Source organism: Methylocystis sp. S23 (assembly GCF_054106005.1).
This window is the reverse complement of sequence record NZ_CM134185.1, coordinates 2,394,237-2,409,576: the sequence shown is the minus strand read 5'-3', so window position 1 is coordinate 2,409,576 and position 15,340 is coordinate 2,394,237. Positions and strand designations below refer to the sequence as shown.

Genomic DNA, 15,340 nt, shown 5'->3' with positions numbered 1-15,340 from the left:
GCGGCGTGGCTTCGCCACGCGACTGAAATCTTGCGTGGAGTTTAGCGCAGCTTCACCGCCGTCTCCAGCCGAGACGGCGCGAATCGCAGCGCAATCGGGCGAATGCCGGGCCGACTCCCCCGTAAAGGGCGAATATCGGGCCGCCACCATCGGGATTATCGTTCGCCCGCTTGCCCCGGCGCAAACCGGAAGCGCCTTACTCGCCGTCCTCTTCGACCTCGGCCGGCGGAACGAGGCCTTCCAGGCCGCGCAGCAAATCCTCTTCCGTCATGCGGTCGAACTGTTGATCGCCGTCGAAATCGCCGGCGGCGGCGGGCGTCAGGGCCGGCGCGGCCTCCGCCTCGGGTTCGTCGACCTCCACATGACGCTGCAGCGAGTGGATGAAGTCTTCCGACAGATCTTCCGGCGAAAGCTGGGTTTCGGCGATTTCACGCAAGGCGACGACCGGGTTCTTGTCGCGGTCGCGGTCGACGAGAATCGGCTGGCCGGAGGAGATCAGCCGCGCCCGATGCGCCGCGAGCAGAACCAGATCGAAGCGGTTCTCGATCTTGTCGATGCAGTCTTCGACGGTGACGCGCGCCATCTCTCTACGGCTCCTACTTGAAGTGGGGGAAGGTCGCTGCTACACTAGATCCGGTTGCTAATCAACGGCGCTGCGTCGTTTTTACTCCCGCGCCAGCCGCGAGCGCGAGGGAGGATAAACGCTTTTTCTGGATTTTTGGCAATGTTTTATGCATGTAACCCATAGGATGGTCTTGACCTCGCGGCTTATCGGCGCAATTTATCGGTCGTGACGCTTCGGCGTCCTGGTTTCGACAAGCCGCCCATGCCATACTCTCGAGTTGCATCGGCGTTATCGACATCACCTCTTCCAGAATTTCGAACTGATTTTTTGGAAATGGGTCCGAAGCCGAGCAGGTAGCAACAAGATTGTGGCCAGCGATCATAGCAACAACCCCGCTGTCGTATGGCGGATGAACGACGGCTAGAGAAAAAAGATCGTCATCACACACAACCCGGACGCGAGAAAGAAATGGCAGATATCGAACGAATTGCGTTATTCATTGACGGCGCAAACCTTTACGCGACCGCCAAATCGCTGGGATTCGATATTGACTATAAACGTCTGCTACGCGAATTCCAGGGCAAGGGCCGCCTGATCCGCGCCTTTTACTATACCGCGCTGATCGAGGATCAGGAATATTCCTCGATCCGCCCCCTGATCGATTGGCTGGACTATAATGGCTACGCCGTGGTGACGAAGCCGACGAAGGAGTTCGTCGACAGCCTTGGCCGCCGCAAGGTCAAGGGCAATATGGACATCGAGCTCGCGGTCGACGCGATGGAGATGGCCGAGCATATCGACCATATGGTGCTCTTCTCGGGCGACGGCGACTTCCGCTCGCTGGTCGAGGCCGTGCAGCGCAAGGGCGTGCGCGTCTCCGTGATCTCGACGATCACCACGCAGCCGCCGATGATCGCCGACGAGCTGCGCCGCCAGGCGGACGAGTTCATCGACCTCATCCACCTCGTCGGCAAGATCGGCCGCGACCCCGGCGAGCGCGCCGCGCGCATGGAGCGCTATCAGGAGCGTCCGCGCCCGATGCCGGCCCCGGCTCCGGCCGGCCATGAGGACGACGAGGATTAATCCTCGCGGGAACAGCATTTTCGAGAGCCCGGCCGCGCGCCGGGCTTTTTCGTTTCCGCTCACCCCTTCTCGCGCATGAGCCGGCCTTTTTCGCGGCTCCAGTCGCGCTTCTTCTCGACCTCGCGCTTGTCGTGGATCTTCTTGCCGCGCGCGAGCGCGATCTGCAATTTCGCCCTGCCCTTCGCGTTGAAATAGAGTTTGAGCGGCACGATGGTCATGCCCTCGCGCTCCACCGCCTGGGAGAGCTTGGCGAGCTCGCGCGATTTCAGCAGCAATTTGCGCGGGCGCTTCGGCTCGTGGTTGAAGCGGTTTCCGGCGAGATATTCCGGAATATTGGCGTTCACGAGCCAGGCTTCGCCATGCCGGTCGACATGGGCGTAGCTCTCGGCGATCGTCGCCTTGCCGGTGCGCAGCGATTTCACCTCCGTGCCGGTCAGCGCGATGCCGGCCTCGAAGGCTTCGCCCACTTCATAATTGAAGCGCGCCTTGCGGTTGTCGGCGACGACCTTGAAATTCGGCTCCTGCTTGGTCGCCAAGCGACTCTCCCTCTCCCCGCAAGCGGGGAGAGGGTCGGGGTGAGAGGCGACGCCGCCGGCTCGACCCGCGAGACGACAGCCTGCACCTCTTCACCGCGCGTGGACGCCCTCGCCCCTCACCCTCTCCCCACATAGCCCGTCGAAAGACGCGCGCCTTCCAACGCCTATGCGGAGAGAGGAAACAACATCGCTCAACCGGCGAGCGCGCCGGCGTGGATCATCGCGGCGCGGATGCGGTCCTTCGTCGCCTGAGTTGACGGGACGAGCGGCAGGCGCACCTCCTCGCGCACCTTGCCGAGCAGCGACAGACCGTATTTGGCGCCCGTCACGCCGGCCTCAAGGAAGGTCGCGACATGAAGCGGCGCGAGCCTGTCCTGAATCTCCAGCGCCCTGGCGTAGTCGCCGGCGAGGCAGGCGTTCTGCAGATCGGCGCAGAGGCGCGGCGCGATGTTGGAGACGACGGAAATGCAGCCATGCGCCCCGGCGGCCATGCAGGCGAGCGCCGTGAGGTCGTCGCCCGAGAGCTGGATGAAATCCGGACCCATCGCCTCGCGCTGAAGCGAGATGCGACCGATATTCCCGGTCGCGTCTTTCACGCCGACGATGTTCTTGAGTTCCGAGAGCCGCTTCATCGTGTCGACGCTCATGTCGATCACCGAGCGCGGCGGAATATTGTAGATGACGATCGGGATCGACACGGCGTCGTTGATCGCCTTGAAATGCAGATAAAGCCCTTCCTGATTGGGCTTGTTGTAATAGGGCGTCACGATCAGCAGGCCGTCGGCGCCGGCGCGCTCGGCATGGCCGGCGATGGCGATCGCCTCGCGCGTATTGTTGGAGCCGGCGCCGGCGATGACCGGCACGCGGCCCCTCGCGGCGCGGACCGTCTCGGTGATGACGCGGCCATGCTCCTCATGAGAGAGCGTCGGGCTCTCGCCCGTCGTGCCGACCGGCACAAGCCCATGCGTGCCCTGCTCGATCTGCCAGTCGATCAGGGCGCGCAGCGCCTCGAAATCGACCTCGCCATTGGCGAAAGGCGTGACCAGTGCGGTGATCGACCCATGAAAAATCGGCTTTTTGCTCATAGAATCAGGAACTTCCCCGCGCCTCACAGCCGCCGTATTCGCGCCCGTATGATGGAAGCGTCCTTCATAGCCGCTGGGCGCTTGCGAGAAAAGCCCCACTTAGCGCGCTTTCCCGTCGCGTGACCGCTCATGCGGGCGCGGGAAAGCCGCCGAGACGGAAACGAAGCGCCCGCGGCCTTGCTTGAGCGCCGGCCGCCGCTTTTGGTTGACGATTCGTAAACGAATAGAGAGCAGCTTCTACGCAACGACGGAACAAAGCCGATGATGTTGCCTCCCCGCGTTTCAATCCGCCTCAAGGTTCTGGCCACGGCCACGGCCATTGCGCTCGTCGCCCCCGCTTTCACGGGTTTTGGCACGGTGGGGGAGCGCGACGCCATCACGCGCGACGCGGCGCGCTGGGTTCCGCATGTTCCTTTCAGCCTCGGCGCATGGCGCACGCGCGTCGGCAATCTCGAAGAGGCGGTGCGCGGATTCGTCACCGGCGAGCCGCCGCGCGCCGAGGCGGCGCATCCGCCCCAGGCGTCGCTCTTCTCTCCGGAGGAGGGCGCCGTCACTCCGCTCGCCAATTACGCCCCGCCGGAAGGCTGGCTGCGCGGCGCGACGCGCGATCCGCTCGACGCCGCCAAGATTCTCGGCGAGGATTCGGAAGCCTTCTATCAGGCGCTCGCCGCCTTCAAGAGCGCCGATTTCGCCGCCGCGGACGCGGCGGCGGCCAATCTCCGAACCGGTCTCGCCCAGACGGCCGCGCATTGGGCCGGCCTGAAGCTGCATCCGCGCGAGGCCGGCTTCCGGCGGATCGCGGCCTTTCTCGAGGCGCATCCCGATTGGCCGGCCGCCGATTGGCTGCGCAGGCGCGCCGAGGAGGCGCTCGTCGGCGAGCATCAACCCGACAAGGTCGCGAAAGCCTGGTTCGAGAACGGCCCGCCCGCCACGCCCTACGGCAAATATGCGATCGCCAAGGCGCTGGCGCGCGAAGGCGATTTCGACACCGCCGCCTTCTATGCGCGCGACGCCTGGCGCGAGGACGATTTCCCGCAGGGCTTCGAGAATCAGTTCCTCAAGGAGCTGGGCGAGCTGCTCGTCCCCGCGGATCACAAATACCGGGCCGACCGGCTGCTCTATTCAGGCAAGAACGGGCCGGCGCTGCGCGCCGCCGAGCTCGCGGGCAAGGACGTGGTCCTGCTCGCCCGCGCCCGCGCGGCGGCCAATGCCGGCGCGGGCGGCGACCGCCTCTTCGCCGCCGTGCCGCCCTCCCTGCAAAACGATCCGGGCCTGCTCTTCTCGCGCGTGCGCGCGCTGAACAACGCCAAGAAATTCGCCGAGGCCGGCGCCCTGCTGCGCAAGGCGCCGACCGATCCAAGCAAGGTGATCGACGGCGACGCGTGGTGGGCGGAGCGCCGCCAGGCGTCGCGCAAGCTGCTGGACATTGGCGACGCCGACACGGCCTATATCGTCGCCGCCCAGCACAACGCCCGCTCGACCAGCAACAAGGTGGAGGCGGAATTCCAGGCCGGCTGGATCGCATTGCGCTTCCTGGACGACCCCGCGCGCGCCGCGCGGCATTTCGCGGCGCTGGATCAGGCGGCGGAGACGCCTCTGCAAAAGTCTCGCGCGCGCTATTGGCGGGGCCGCGCGGCCGAGGCCTTTGACACCGCGGAAGACGATGCGCGCGCCCGCGATTTCTACCGCCAGGCCGCCGCCCATTCGACGACCTTCTACGGCCAGCTCGCCAGCGCCAAGCTCGGCGCCGAGGATCGCCCGCTGCGCCCCGCCCCCGCGCCGGCGAGGGCGGAGGAGCGCCACGAGGCCGTGCAGGTCGTTGAGCTGCTGCTCGCGACCGGCGACAAGGAGATCGCCGCGCCGCTCGCTCTCGACGCGGCCAAGAACATGGCCGAGGCGAAGCAGGTCGCGGCGCTGGGCGAGGTCATCTCGAACCAGCGCGACGCCAAGCTCTCTCTCGTCTTCGGCAAGAGCGCCTCCTATCGCGGCGTTCCGCTCGACGACGTCGCCTTTCCCTCCTATGGCGTTCCGGATTTCGAGGCGCTGCCGAACTCGGCCTCGCGCTCCGTCGTCTACGCCATTGCGCGGCAGGAAAGCGCCTTCGATCCCAAGGCCGTCTCTTCCGCCGGCGCCATGGGGCTGATGCAGATGATCGCCTCCACCGCGCGCCACACGGCCTATCAGCACGGCGTCGCCTTCGATCTCTCGCGCATGCTGAGCGAGCCGTCCTTCAACGCCAAATTAGGGGCGGCGCATCTCGGCATATTGCTCGGCGAATATAAGGGCGCCTATCTCCTCACCTTCGCGGCCTATAACGCCGGCGGCGGGCGGGTTAAGCAGTGGATCGACGCCTATGGCGATCCACGTAAGGCCAATGTCGATCCGATCGACTGGATCGAGCGCATCCCCATTACCGAGACGCGCAACTATGTGCAGCGCGTGATGGAGAATTTCGTCGTCTATCGCGCGAAGTTCGGCGACACCGAAACCCGGCGGCCGCAGGTGGAAATGGCGCATGCGGGGCTGTGAGGCGCGCCTGAACCCGTCATTGCGAGGAGCGTAAGCGACGAAGCAATCCAGGAGCGTCATTGCAGCTCTGGATTGCTTCGCTTCGCTCGCAATGACGGAAGGAGCGCCGTAGCCAGGCAATCAGGCGGAACGGTATGACGCTCCTTCTTCTGCGCCAAAGCACTTAGGCCTCTCCTTCGAGACGCGAGCTCCTCAGCATGAGGCCTAAGTGTTTGACGCAGAATAAAAAGCCCCTCATGCTGAGGAGCCCGCTAAGCGGGCGTCTCGAAGCACGAGGGGCGCCAGCGCCACTTTATATCTGAGCGCTAAAGCGCTTTCCCCAATCGTCCCGCCAGGTCCGTCACGAATTGCCAGGCGACGCGGCCCGAGCGCGCGCCGCGCGTCATGGCCCATTCGAGCGCCTGGGCGCGGATGTCGGTCTCCGGCGCGTCGAGCCCGTAATGGCGGGCGTAGCCGAACACCATGGCGAGATAGTCGTCCTGGCTGCAATTATGGAAGCCGATCCACAGGCCGAAGCGATCGGAGAGCGAAACCTTCTCCTCCACCGCCTCCTTGCCGTGAATGGCCTGGACGCTCTCATTCTCCATCATGTCGCGCGGCATCAGATGGCGCCGGTTGGAGGTCGCGTAGAACAGCACATTCCCCGGCCGCCCCTCGACGCCGCCTTCCAGCGCCGTTTTCAGCGCCTTGTAGCTCGTCTCCGGCCCGTCGAAGGAAAGGTCGTCGCAGAAGACGATGAACTGAAACGGCTGGCCCGAGAGCGCGCCGAGAAGGTCCGGCAGCGCCTCTATGTCCTCGCGGTGAATTTCGACGAGCTTCAGGCGCCCCTCTCTCGCGAGCGCGCCGTGAACGGCCTTGACGAGCGAGGACTTGCCCATGCCGCGCGCGCCCCAGAGCAGCGCGTTGTTGGCCGGCAGCCCTTTCGCGAAGCGCGCCGTATTCGAATAGAGAATGTCGCGCTGGAGGCTGATCCCTTCGAGCAGCGAGAGATCGACGCGATTGACCTTCGCTACGGGATGAAATACCGACCCCGCCGCGCGCCAGACGAAAGCCTCGGCCGCAGAGAAATCCGGCGGCGGCGGCGCGGGCGGGGCGAGACGCTCCAGGGCCTCGGCGATGCGGGACAAATGAGCGGCGAGTTCCTTCTTCGACATTCCGGCTTCCTTGACCCCCGGGGCTGATTTGCGGGCATAGCCGGATTATACCGGGACGCAAAGGCCGCATCAGACGGCGAGCCGGCGCATCCCCTCTCCCCGCGAGCGGGGAGAGGGTTAGGGTGAGGGGCGAGCGGCAACGACGAACTATGTTGTTGTCGCTTGTTTGAGGCAAACCGCGGCATTGTCACAATGGCCCCGCCCCTCACCCCAGCCCTCTCCCCGCTTGCGGGGAGAGGGGGCGGCCAGCGCGTATTTGGGAAGAGGACACGCCTTTGACGCTCGACGCCGACGCCCTGCTCTCGCGGGCGAAAGTCATCATCGCCCCCGCCGACGCCGACAAAGCCCAAAAGGCGCTCGACCGCGTGCTCGAAAAGGACGCGTCCGGCGCCCTTTCGGCTTTCCTCGCCGAGCATCCCAAGGCGCGCGATCTGCTTTTCGGCGTTTTCGGCTCCTCGCCCTATTTGACCGATCTCGCCGCGCGAAACCCGGCGAGGCTCGCGCAGGCGCTCGCAGCCGATCCGCAGGCGCGCATCGACGCGCTGATCGACGAGACGAACGCCGTCGAAACCGATGACGACGAGGCCGACCTCATGCGGCGGCTGCGCCTCGTCAAGCAGGAGGCGGCGCTCGTCATCGCCCTCGCGGACCTGTCAAAAGCGTGGGAGACGCTGCAGGCGACGGAGGCGCTCACCCGCGTCGCCGACGCGACGCTTTCCGCCGCCATCCGCTTCACGCTTCGTCAGGCGCAGCACGCGGGAAAGCTCGAACTTGCCGACCAGCGCGATCCCGAGCGCGGCTCGGGCTGGATCTTTCTCGGCATGGGCAAGGGCGGCGCCTATGAACTGAATTATTCCTCCGACATCGATCTGATCGTCTTTTTCGACCGCTCCCGCGCGCGCGTCGTCGACCGGCTGGAGGACGTCGATCTTTTCGTGAAGCTGACAAAGCGCATCGTGAAGATCATGAGCGACCGCACGGCGGACGGCTATGTGTTCCGCGCCGATCTGCGCCTGCGCCCCGACCCCGGCGCGACGCCCATCGCCATCCCGCTCGAAGCCGCGCTCAGCTACTATGAAAGCATGGGCCAGAACTGGGAGCGCGCGGCTTACATAAAGGCGCGGCCCGTCGCGGGCGATATTTATGCGGGCGAGGAATTCCTCAAGGAGCTCGCGCCCTTTGTCTGGCGCAAATATTTCGACTTCGCGGCCATTGCCGACGTGCATTCGATCAAGCGGCAGATTCACGCGCATAAGGGCCACGGCAAGATCGCCGTCATCGGCCACAACATCAAACTGGGCCGCGGCGGCATTCGCGAGATCGAGTTCTTCACGCAGACGCAGCAGCTCATCACCGGCGGGCGCGACAAGCGCCTGCGCGGGCGCGCGACGCTGCCCATGCTCGACCAGCTCGTCGAAAGCGGCTGGCTCGAGGCGCAGGCGCGCGACGATCTCGCCGAGGCCTATCTCTTCCTGCGCGACGTCGAGCATCGCATCCAGATGGTCGCCGACGAGCAAAAGCACACGCTGCCCGACACGAGGGAGGGCGTCGAGAACATCGCCCGCATGATGGGCTTTGGCGGCTATGACGACTTCGCCGAGGCGCTGCTGAACCGGCTCGACCGCGTGCAGGGCCATTATGCGCGCCTTTTCGAAAGCGCGCCGGAGCTTTCCTCCACGGGCGGCAATCTCGTCTTCACCGGCGACGACGACGATCCGGGCACGATCGAGACGCTCGCTAAGATGGGCTACAAGGACCCGAAGATGGTCACGGCGACCATTCGCGGCTGGCATTTCGGCCGCTACGCCGCGACGCGCTCGACCGTGGCGCGCGAGCGCCTCACCGAGCTGACGCCCGCTTTGCTCGAAGCGCTGGCCGCGACGGACAACGCCGATCAGGCCTTCCTCGCTTTCGACAAGCTCATCCAGAAGCTGCCGGCGGGCGTGCAGCTCTTCTCGCTTCTCGTCTCGCAGCCGCGCCTGCTCAATCTCCTCGCCGCGATCACCGGGGCGGCGCCGAAGCTTTCCGCCACCATCTCCAAGCGGCCGCATGTGCTCGACGCGCTGATGGAGCCGGCCTTCTTCACCACCATGCCGAGCGAGGCCGATCTGCGCGAACGCGTCGCCGCGCAATTCGCCGAGGCGCGGTCGTACGAAGACATGCTGGACCGCGCCCGGATTTTCGGCCAGGAGCAGAAGTTTCTCGTCGGCGTGCGCGTGCTCACGGGGTCCGTTTCGGTCGCCCAGGCCGGCGTCGCCTATACGCGCCTCGCGGAGACCCTCATCGCGGCGCTCTTCGAGCAGGTCTGCGGGGCGTTCGAGAAGGTTCACGGCCGCATAGACGGCGGCGCGGCGGCGGTGGTCGCCATGGGCAAGCTCGGCGGCCGCGAGATGACGGCGGCCTCCGACCTCGACCTCATGCTGCTCTACGACGCCGATCCGATGGCGGAGTCCGCAGGCGGCGAGCGTTCGCTCTCAACCGGGCAATATTACGCCCGCCTCACCCAGCGCCTCATCACGGCGCTTTCGGCGCAGACCGCCGAAGGCGCGCTCTACGAAACCGACTTTCGCCTGCGGCCTTCGGGGAACAAAGGGCCGATCGCGTCGAGCCTCAAATCCTTCGAGCTCTATCAGGCCGAAGAGGCCTGGACCTGGGAGCATATGGCGCTGACCCGCGCCCGCGTGATCGCGGGGCCGGCCGATTTCGGAGCGCGCGTGGAGCAAGCCATCCGCGACGCGATGATGCTGCCGCGCAACCCCGAAAAGCTGAAGACCGACGCGCTCGCCATGCGCAGGCTGATCGAGAAGGAGAAGGGCTCGGCCAATCCCTGGGAGGTGAAGCAGGTCGCGGGCGGGCTGATCGACATCGAGTTCCTGGCCCAATATCTGATGCTGCTCCATGGCGGAGAGCGCCCGGAAATCTTTTCCACGACGACGCCCGACGCCCTGCGGAAGCTGCGCGACGCCGGCCCGCTCGACCCCGGCGCGGCCGAGGCGCTGCTCGACGCCTACCGCCTCTACCAGGGCCTCATGCAGCTCCTGCGGCTCGCCATTGACGGCGCCTTCCGCCCCCTTGAGGCGCCGCGCGGCCTCGCCGAGATGCTGCTTCAGATCGGCGACTCGCCGGATCTCTCGCATCTCGAGGCGCTCCTGGCCGAGACCGAGAAAAAGACCCGCGAGATCTTCGTGGCGGCGCTCGGGCCGGTCAAAGGCGCGGAATTGTCCGGCGGCAGGGAGTTGTCAGGAACCGCGCCTCCGGCATAGATACGCCCCATTCGTCACGCAGGAACCTTTCGCGCCGGCCGTGGCGGCGGTTTTCCGGGGCGGTTTGCCTCTTTCTCTGGAGCATATCATGTCTAATGCCCGCAACTATGCGCGTTCCATGACCCGCGCCGCGATCGGGACGATCGGCCTCGTCGCCCTGATGGCCGCCGCCGCCCCCGCGCAGGCGAAGGTTCTCGCCAAGGTGAACGGCGTCGAGATCACGGACGAGGACGTCAAGCTCGCCATGGAAGACCTTGGCCCCGGCATTCCGCGCCAGCTCGAAGGCAAGGCGCGCGAGAGCTATATTCTCGACTTCCTGGTCGATGAGCAACTCGTCGTTCAGAAGGCGCAGGCCGACAAGCTCGCCGAGACGCCGGACTTCGCCAGGAAGATGGCCTATCTGCGCGACAAGGCGCTGATGGAGACGCTGCTCGGCAATGTCGCCAAGGCGGCCGCGACCGACGCCGCCATCAAGGCGACCTATGACGAGGCGGCGAAGAACCAGAAGCCGGAGACGGAATTTCACGCCCACCACATCCTCGTGCCGACCGAGGACGAAGCCAAGAAGGCGCTGGCGCGCGTGAAGGGCGGCGAGGATTTCGCCAAGGTCGCCGGCGAAGTGTCGAAGGACCCGGGCTCGAAGGGCGGCGATCTCGGCTGGTTCACCAAGGACCGCATGGTGCCGGAATTCGGCGAGGCGGCCTCCAAGCTGAAGCCGGGCGAGCTCTCCGAGCCGGTGAAAACCCAGTTCGGCTGGCATGTCATCAAGCTCGACGAGACGCGCCCGAAGGTCTTCCCGCCGCTGGATCAGGTCAAGGATCAGGTTGCCCGCTATGTCGTGCAGAAGGCCCAGAGCGAGCTGGTGCTGAAGCTGCGCGAAGGCGCCCAGATCGAGCGCAGCGACCAGCCGGCTGATGCGGGCAAGGACGCCAAGCCCGCGCCGGCCGCGAAGCCCGCCGAGAAGAAGTAAGTCAACTAAGTCGATCAATCGCGCCCCCTCTCCCCGCAAGCGGGGAGAGGGTTGGGGCGAGGGCGAGGCAGCGGCGCCAATCTCGCGGAGCCTCGAATTTGCCGGCGTAATCGATACGGTTCGCGGTGATTGCTTGCCCCTCACCCCGCTTTCTCCCGCAAGCGGGGAGAGGGTGCCGGCGCGCTTATTTTCCACATCGTCTAGTCGAGCCGTCCGGGGTCGGAGCCAAAAGGCGCCTAGCCGTCTTGACGCCGTCGCGCGGCGCCGCCAAACCCTCGCTTGTTCATCAGCAAGGGTGATTCAGATGGCCCATGACGCGCCCCTCTCTCCGCTCGCGCCGGCAACCGTTCCAGAGATCCCGCCGCTCGACGGCGTGCGCTTCGCGGCGGGAGCCGCGGGCGTCCGCTATGCCGGCCGCACGGACGTCATGCTCGCCGTCATGGAGGAAGGCGCGACGGTCGCAGGCGTCTTCACAAAGTCCAAATGCCCCTCGGCGCCGGTCGATTGGTGCCGGGCGAAGCTCAAGGGCGGCAAGGCCAAGGCGCTCCTCGTCAATTCGGGCAACGCCAACGCCTTCACCGGCAAGGCGGGCGCCGACGCCGTGAAGCTCTCCGCCAGGATCGCCGCCGCGGCGACGGGCGCAAGCGACCGGCAGATCTTCATCGCCTCGACCGGCGTGATCGGCGAGCCGCTGGACGCGACGAAATTCGAGGGCGTGCTGGAGAAGCTCGCCCAGGAGGCGCGGGCCGACGCATGGGCCGAGGCCGCCCGCGCCATCATGACGACCGACACCTTCCCCAAGCTCGCGACGCGCAAGGCGACGATCGGCGGCGTGGAGGTGACGATCAGCGGCATGGCCAAGGGGGCCGGCATGATCGCGCCCGACATGGCCACCATGCTCTCCTTCGTCTTCACCGACGCGGCCATCGCCGCCGAGGCCCTGCAGGCGATGCTCGCCAAATCGGTGCAAGGCTCCTTCAACGCCATCACGGTCGACAGCGACACTTCGACCTCGGACACGCTGCTGCTCTTCGCGACCGGCGCGGCGAGGAAGCGCGGCGCGCCGAAGATCGAAAAAGCGACCGACAAACGCCTCGCGGAATTCAAGAAGGCGCTCGACGCCGTGCTGCTCGATCTCGCCCATCAGGTGGTGAAGGACGGCGAAGGCGCGCGCAAATTCGTCGAAGTGACGGTGACGGGCGCCGAGAGCGCCAAGGCCGCGAAGAAAATCGCGCTCTCCATCGCCAACTCGCCGTTGGTGAAAACCGCCATCGCCGGCGAGGACGCCAATTGGGGCCGCATCGTCATGGCCGTCGGCAAATCCGGCGAATATGCCGAGCGCGACAAGCTCGCCATCTGGTTCGGCGGCGTGCGCGTGGCCTTCAAGGGCCTGCGCGATCCGGATTATAACGAACAGGAAGTCTCGCAGATCATGAAGCGGCAGGAGATCGTCATCAATGTCGATCTCGGCCTCGGCGCCGGCGCCGCGACTGTCTGGACCTGCGATCTCACCAAGGAATATGTCGCGATCAACGGCGATTACCGAAGCTGATCGCGAGCGCCACGATCCCCTCGCAAGCGGGGACGCGAGCAGACCGTCATTGCGAGCAAAGCGACGCAATCCAGGGCCGCGCCGCCGTCCCGGAGGGCTTCGCCGCGTCGCTCCTCGCGATCGCGGGAATCGCGCGGCTTCTCCAACGCGTTCAGGTTTCTAACAATTTCCGCCGCCCTTGCGTTTCGCCGACCAAGCTGGAACTCTGCCGCGATTGCAGATCGTCCCGGAGCGTCGCGCATATGTTTTCCCCGCGCCTTTTCCCACTTCTCCTTCCTTTCCTCCTTCTCGCCTGCAACTCCGCGCAGCCCGCCTCGCAAGCGCGGTTCGATCCGTCCGAGGCCGCCTTCATCGACAAGCCCGGGACGACGACGATCAGGGGACACGCCTTCCTGCCGGACAGGACCGGCGCGGTGAATGTGCGTTATGCGGCGGGCGAGGTCGTGCGCCTCATTCCGGCGACGCGCTACGCCAAGGCGCGGCTCGACGAATATTTCCACGGCGCCAAATTCGCACCCGCTTCGTCGATCCCGAAGAACGATCCCGACCCGGATTATCTCGCGCATCAGCGCCTGACCAAGGCGGGCGCGACCGGGCGCTTCGAATTCGCCAATGTCCCGCCGGGACGCTACTACGTCTCCACCCAAATCATCTGGAAGCCGGAGAACAAATTTCTCTCCGAGGGCGGCCTGATATATGAGGAAGTGACCGTCGCCGGCGGGGAAACCAGGCCGGTTGAGGTAGTCGTCTCCGGCAAATAAAGGCCCGCATGAAGCTCCTCCTCGTCGTCGCCTGCGCGCTTGTCGACGCAGACAATCGCGTCCTCATCGCGCAACGCCCGGCGGGCAAGCAGCTCGCGGGGCTGTGGGAATTTCCGGGCGGCAAGCTCGATCCCGGCGAGCGGCCGGAGGACGCGCTGATCCGCGAGCTCGCCGAGGAGCTTTCGATCGCCGTCAAGGCGCCCTGCCTCGCGCCGCTCACATTCGCGAGCCATGCCTATGAGGAGTTTCATCTCCTCATGCCGCTCTATGTCTGCCGCAAATGGGAGGGCGTCGTCACGCCGGCCGAGGGGCAAGCGGTGAAATGGGCGCGCGCGCGCGATTTGCGCAAATACGACATGCCCCCGGCCGACGCCCCGCTCATCGCGCCGCTGATCGATCTGCTCGGATAGAACGGATTTTCGTGTCATTGCATGGACGCGCTCCGGTAGTACTATCCTCCTCATGGCGACGATCGACAGACATAATGGCGGCCGTTCCGATGATGGCGGGTTGAACCGCCGGGAGCGCTACGCATTCGGCAAGAGCCTGCGCGAAGCCGCGCCGCGCGAAGCGCTCGCGGACTATGCGCCGCCCGCCGATCGCGCGCCGCTCGCCGTCATCCGGGAAACGGTCGGCGCGCGGCTGAAGTCGCTACGCCCGCTGCGTCGCGAGCTGATGACGGAGTCGCCCTTCGCTTTTCTGCGCGGCGCGGCGGACGTGATGGCCTTCGATCTTTCCCGGCAGATCGCGCCGGGCGTGAAGGCGCAGGCCTGCGGCGACTGCCATCTGATGAATTTCGGCGCCTATGCGTCGCCGGAAGGGAATGTTCTCTTCGACGTCAATGATTTCGACGAGACGCTTCCCGACGTCGACATTGTCTATGATCTGCGCCGCCTTGCGACGAGCGTCGCGGTCGCCGCGCTCGATATGGATTACGCGCGCGGCGAGGCGCGCGATTTCGCGCGACGCGCGGTAAAGGCCTATCGCGCGCGGATGCTGCAGCTCGCCGTGATGTCGCCCTATGAGATCTGGAATGTGCGCGTCCATCTGAGGGATGTCGTCGAGACGCTGCGCGACCGCGTGCTGCATGAGAAGCTGAGCGCGGCGATCTATCAGGGCAAGGGCCCCGAGGACAGGACCGACGGCCTGCCGAAGATTGAGAAGACGCGCGCCGGCTGCTGGCGCTTCGTCGACAAGCCGCCGAAGCTGCGCCATCTCGACTCCATGTCCGACGACGAGGCCCGCATCGACCTGCCGCGCCTCCTCGAGCGCCTCGTGCATGAAGGCCTCCAGGAGCCCGTCTCGAAGCTCTTTACGCGCTACCGCCTGTGCGACACGGCTTTCAAGGCGGTCGGCGTCGGCAGCGTCGGCGTCTTCTGCGCCGTCGCCCTTTACATGTCGGAGGACGACGAGCCGCTCGCTTTGCAGATCAAGGCGGCGCAGATATCGGCGCTGGAGCGCTTCGGGGTCGCGCGATGGCGGGGCGCCCCGGGCAAGCGCGTCGCCTCCGGACAGCGCGTCATGCAGGCGGCGACGGATCTGTTCCTCGCGGCCGCGGACGGCGACGACGCGCAAGGCCGCTTCTATATGCGCCATCTCAAGACGCGGCGCCTGAGCGGCATCGCCGAGCTTTTGAAGGATGAAGCCTTTCCGCGTTACGTCGCGCTATGCGGCGGCGCGCTCGCCCGGGCGCATGCGCGCTCCTCGCAGCCGGCCGTGATCGCGGGCTATATGGGCAAGGGCGAGGCTTTCGACGACGCCATCGCTTCCTTCGCCATGCTCTACGCCAAACAGACAATGGAGGATCGCCAGGCCTACTGCGCCGATCTCGAAGCCGTTTGA

At 65.9% G+C, this 15,340-nt stretch carries 13 protein-coding genes; 8 read left to right on the top strand and 5 right to left on the bottom strand.

Annotation, left to right across the window (positions count from 1 at the left end; genetic code table 11):
• Window positions 1–196: 196 nt before the first annotated feature.
• Entirely contained in the window at window positions 197–583 is a 387-nt protein-coding gene (gene rpoZ, locus ACV7JP_RS11855; RefSeq protein WP_457795882.1) for a DNA-directed RNA polymerase subunit omega, read from the bottom strand.
• A gap of 61 nt (window positions 584–644) precedes the next feature.
• Entirely contained in the window at window positions 645–947 is a 303-nt protein-coding gene (locus ACV7JP_RS11850) for a hypothetical protein (RefSeq protein WP_457795881.1), read from the bottom strand.
• Between the two features lie 86 nt (window positions 948–1,033).
• On the opposite strand from ACV7JP_RS11850, the gene ACV7JP_RS11845 reads away from it, so the two are divergent.
• A complete protein-coding gene (locus ACV7JP_RS11845; protein ID WP_457795880.1) occupies window positions 1,034–1,648 on the top strand; it encodes a LabA-like NYN domain-containing protein in 615 nt (204 codons plus the stop codon).
• A gap of 59 nt (window positions 1,649–1,707) precedes the next feature.
• On the opposite strand, the gene smpB is transcribed toward ACV7JP_RS11845, so the two are convergent.
• Together smpB and dapA are read right to left on the bottom strand one after the other, a co-directional pair.
• On the bottom strand, window positions 1,708–2,184 hold the full coding sequence (smpB, locus tag ACV7JP_RS11840; protein WP_457795879.1) for an SsrA-binding protein SmpB: 477 nt from the start codon (window positions 2,182–2,184) through the stop codon (window positions 1,708–1,710).
• 191 nt (window positions 2,185–2,375) lie between these two features.
• On the bottom strand, window positions 2,376–3,269 hold the full coding sequence (gene dapA / locus ACV7JP_RS11835; RefSeq protein WP_457795878.1) for a 4-hydroxy-tetrahydrodipicolinate synthase: 894 nt from the start codon (window positions 3,267–3,269) through the stop codon (window positions 2,376–2,378).
• 261 nt (window positions 3,270–3,530) lie between these two features.
• On the opposite strand from dapA, the gene ACV7JP_RS11830 reads away from it, so the two are divergent.
• Window positions 3,531–5,798, top strand: a complete 2,268-nt coding sequence (locus ACV7JP_RS11830; RefSeq protein WP_457795877.1) for a lytic transglycosylase domain-containing protein — start codon at window positions 3,531–3,533, stop codon at window positions 5,796–5,798.
• 305 nt (window positions 5,799–6,103) lie between these two features.
• On the opposite strand, the gene ACV7JP_RS11825 is transcribed toward ACV7JP_RS11830, so the two are convergent.
• Window positions 6,104–6,952 carry an ATP-binding protein gene (locus tag ACV7JP_RS11825; protein WP_457795876.1) on the bottom strand — a complete coding sequence of 283 codons (849 nt, stop codon included), beginning with the start codon at window positions 6,950–6,952 and terminating at the stop codon, window positions 6,104–6,106.
• Window positions 6,953–7,227: 275 nt separating this feature from the next.
• On the opposite strand from ACV7JP_RS11825, the gene ACV7JP_RS11820 reads away from it, so the two are divergent.
• From ACV7JP_RS11820 to ACV7JP_RS11795, 6 genes are all read left to right on the top strand, one after another.
• A complete protein-coding gene (locus ACV7JP_RS11820) occupies window positions 7,228–10,215 on the top strand; it encodes a bifunctional [glutamine synthetase] adenylyltransferase/[glutamine synthetase]-adenylyl-L-tyrosine phosphorylase (protein ID WP_457795875.1) in 2,988 nt (995 codons plus the stop codon).
• A gap of 88 nt (window positions 10,216–10,303) precedes the next feature.
• A complete protein-coding gene (locus ACV7JP_RS11815) occupies window positions 10,304–11,185 on the top strand; it encodes a peptidylprolyl isomerase (protein ID WP_457795874.1) in 882 nt (293 codons plus the stop codon).
• 304 nt (window positions 11,186–11,489) lie between these two features.
• Window positions 11,490–12,737 (top strand): bifunctional glutamate N-acetyltransferase/amino-acid acetyltransferase ArgJ, encoded by a 1,248-nt coding sequence (gene argJ, locus ACV7JP_RS11810; RefSeq protein WP_457795873.1) that lies wholly within the window; start codon window positions 11,490–11,492, stop codon window positions 12,735–12,737.
• A 242-nt stretch (window positions 12,738–12,979) separates the two neighbouring features.
• Window positions 12,980–13,498: a carboxypeptidase regulatory-like domain-containing protein gene (locus ACV7JP_RS11805; RefSeq protein ID WP_457795872.1), complete on the top strand. Its 519-nt coding sequence runs from the start codon at window positions 12,980–12,982 to the stop codon at window positions 13,496–13,498.
• Window positions 13,499–13,506: 8 nt separating this feature from the next.
• Entirely contained in the window at window positions 13,507–13,908 is a 402-nt protein-coding gene (locus ACV7JP_RS11800) for a (deoxy)nucleoside triphosphate pyrophosphohydrolase (RefSeq protein ID WP_457795871.1), read from the top strand.
• Between the two features lie 52 nt (window positions 13,909–13,960).
• A complete protein-coding gene (locus ACV7JP_RS11795; RefSeq protein ID WP_457795870.1) occupies window positions 13,961–15,340 on the top strand; it encodes a DUF2252 domain-containing protein in 1,380 nt (459 codons plus the stop codon).

What these genes read in the sequence shown, in the direction of transcription:
- ACV7JP_RS11805 (WP_457795872.1), top strand. Translation starts at nt 12,980, where the DNA reads ATGTTTTCCCCGCGCCTTTTCCCACTTCTCCTTCCTTTCCTCCTTCTC.
- rpoZ (WP_457795882.1), bottom strand. Translation starts at nt 583, where the DNA reads ATGGCGCGCGTCACCGTCGAAGACTGCATCGACAAGATCGAGAACCGC.
- ACV7JP_RS11815 (WP_457795874.1), top strand. Translation starts at nt 10,304, where the DNA reads ATGTCTAATGCCCGCAACTATGCGCGTTCCATGACCCGCGCCGCGATC.
- argJ (WP_457795873.1), top strand. Translation starts at nt 11,490, where the DNA reads ATGGCCCATGACGCGCCCCTCTCTCCGCTCGCGCCGGCAACCGTTCCA.
- ACV7JP_RS11795 (WP_457795870.1), top strand. Translation starts at nt 13,961, where the DNA reads ATGGCGACGATCGACAGACATAATGGCGGCCGTTCCGATGATGGCGGG.
- ACV7JP_RS11850 (WP_457795881.1), bottom strand. Translation starts at nt 947, where the DNA reads ATGATCGCTGGCCACAATCTTGTTGCTACCTGCTCGGCTTCGGACCCA.
- ACV7JP_RS11845 (WP_457795880.1), top strand. Translation starts at nt 1,034, where the DNA reads ATGGCAGATATCGAACGAATTGCGTTATTCATTGACGGCGCAAACCTT.
- ACV7JP_RS11830 (WP_457795877.1), top strand. Translation starts at nt 3,531, where the DNA reads ATGATGTTGCCTCCCCGCGTTTCAATCCGCCTCAAGGTTCTGGCCACG.
- ACV7JP_RS11825 (WP_457795876.1), bottom strand. Translation starts at nt 6,952, where the DNA reads ATGTCGAAGAAGGAACTCGCCGCTCATTTGTCCCGCATCGCCGAGGCC.
- dapA (WP_457795878.1), bottom strand. Translation starts at nt 3,269, where the DNA reads ATGAGCAAAAAGCCGATTTTTCATGGGTCGATCACCGCACTGGTCACG.
- ACV7JP_RS11800 (WP_457795871.1), top strand. Translation starts at nt 13,507, where the DNA reads ATGAAGCTCCTCCTCGTCGTCGCCTGCGCGCTTGTCGACGCAGACAAT.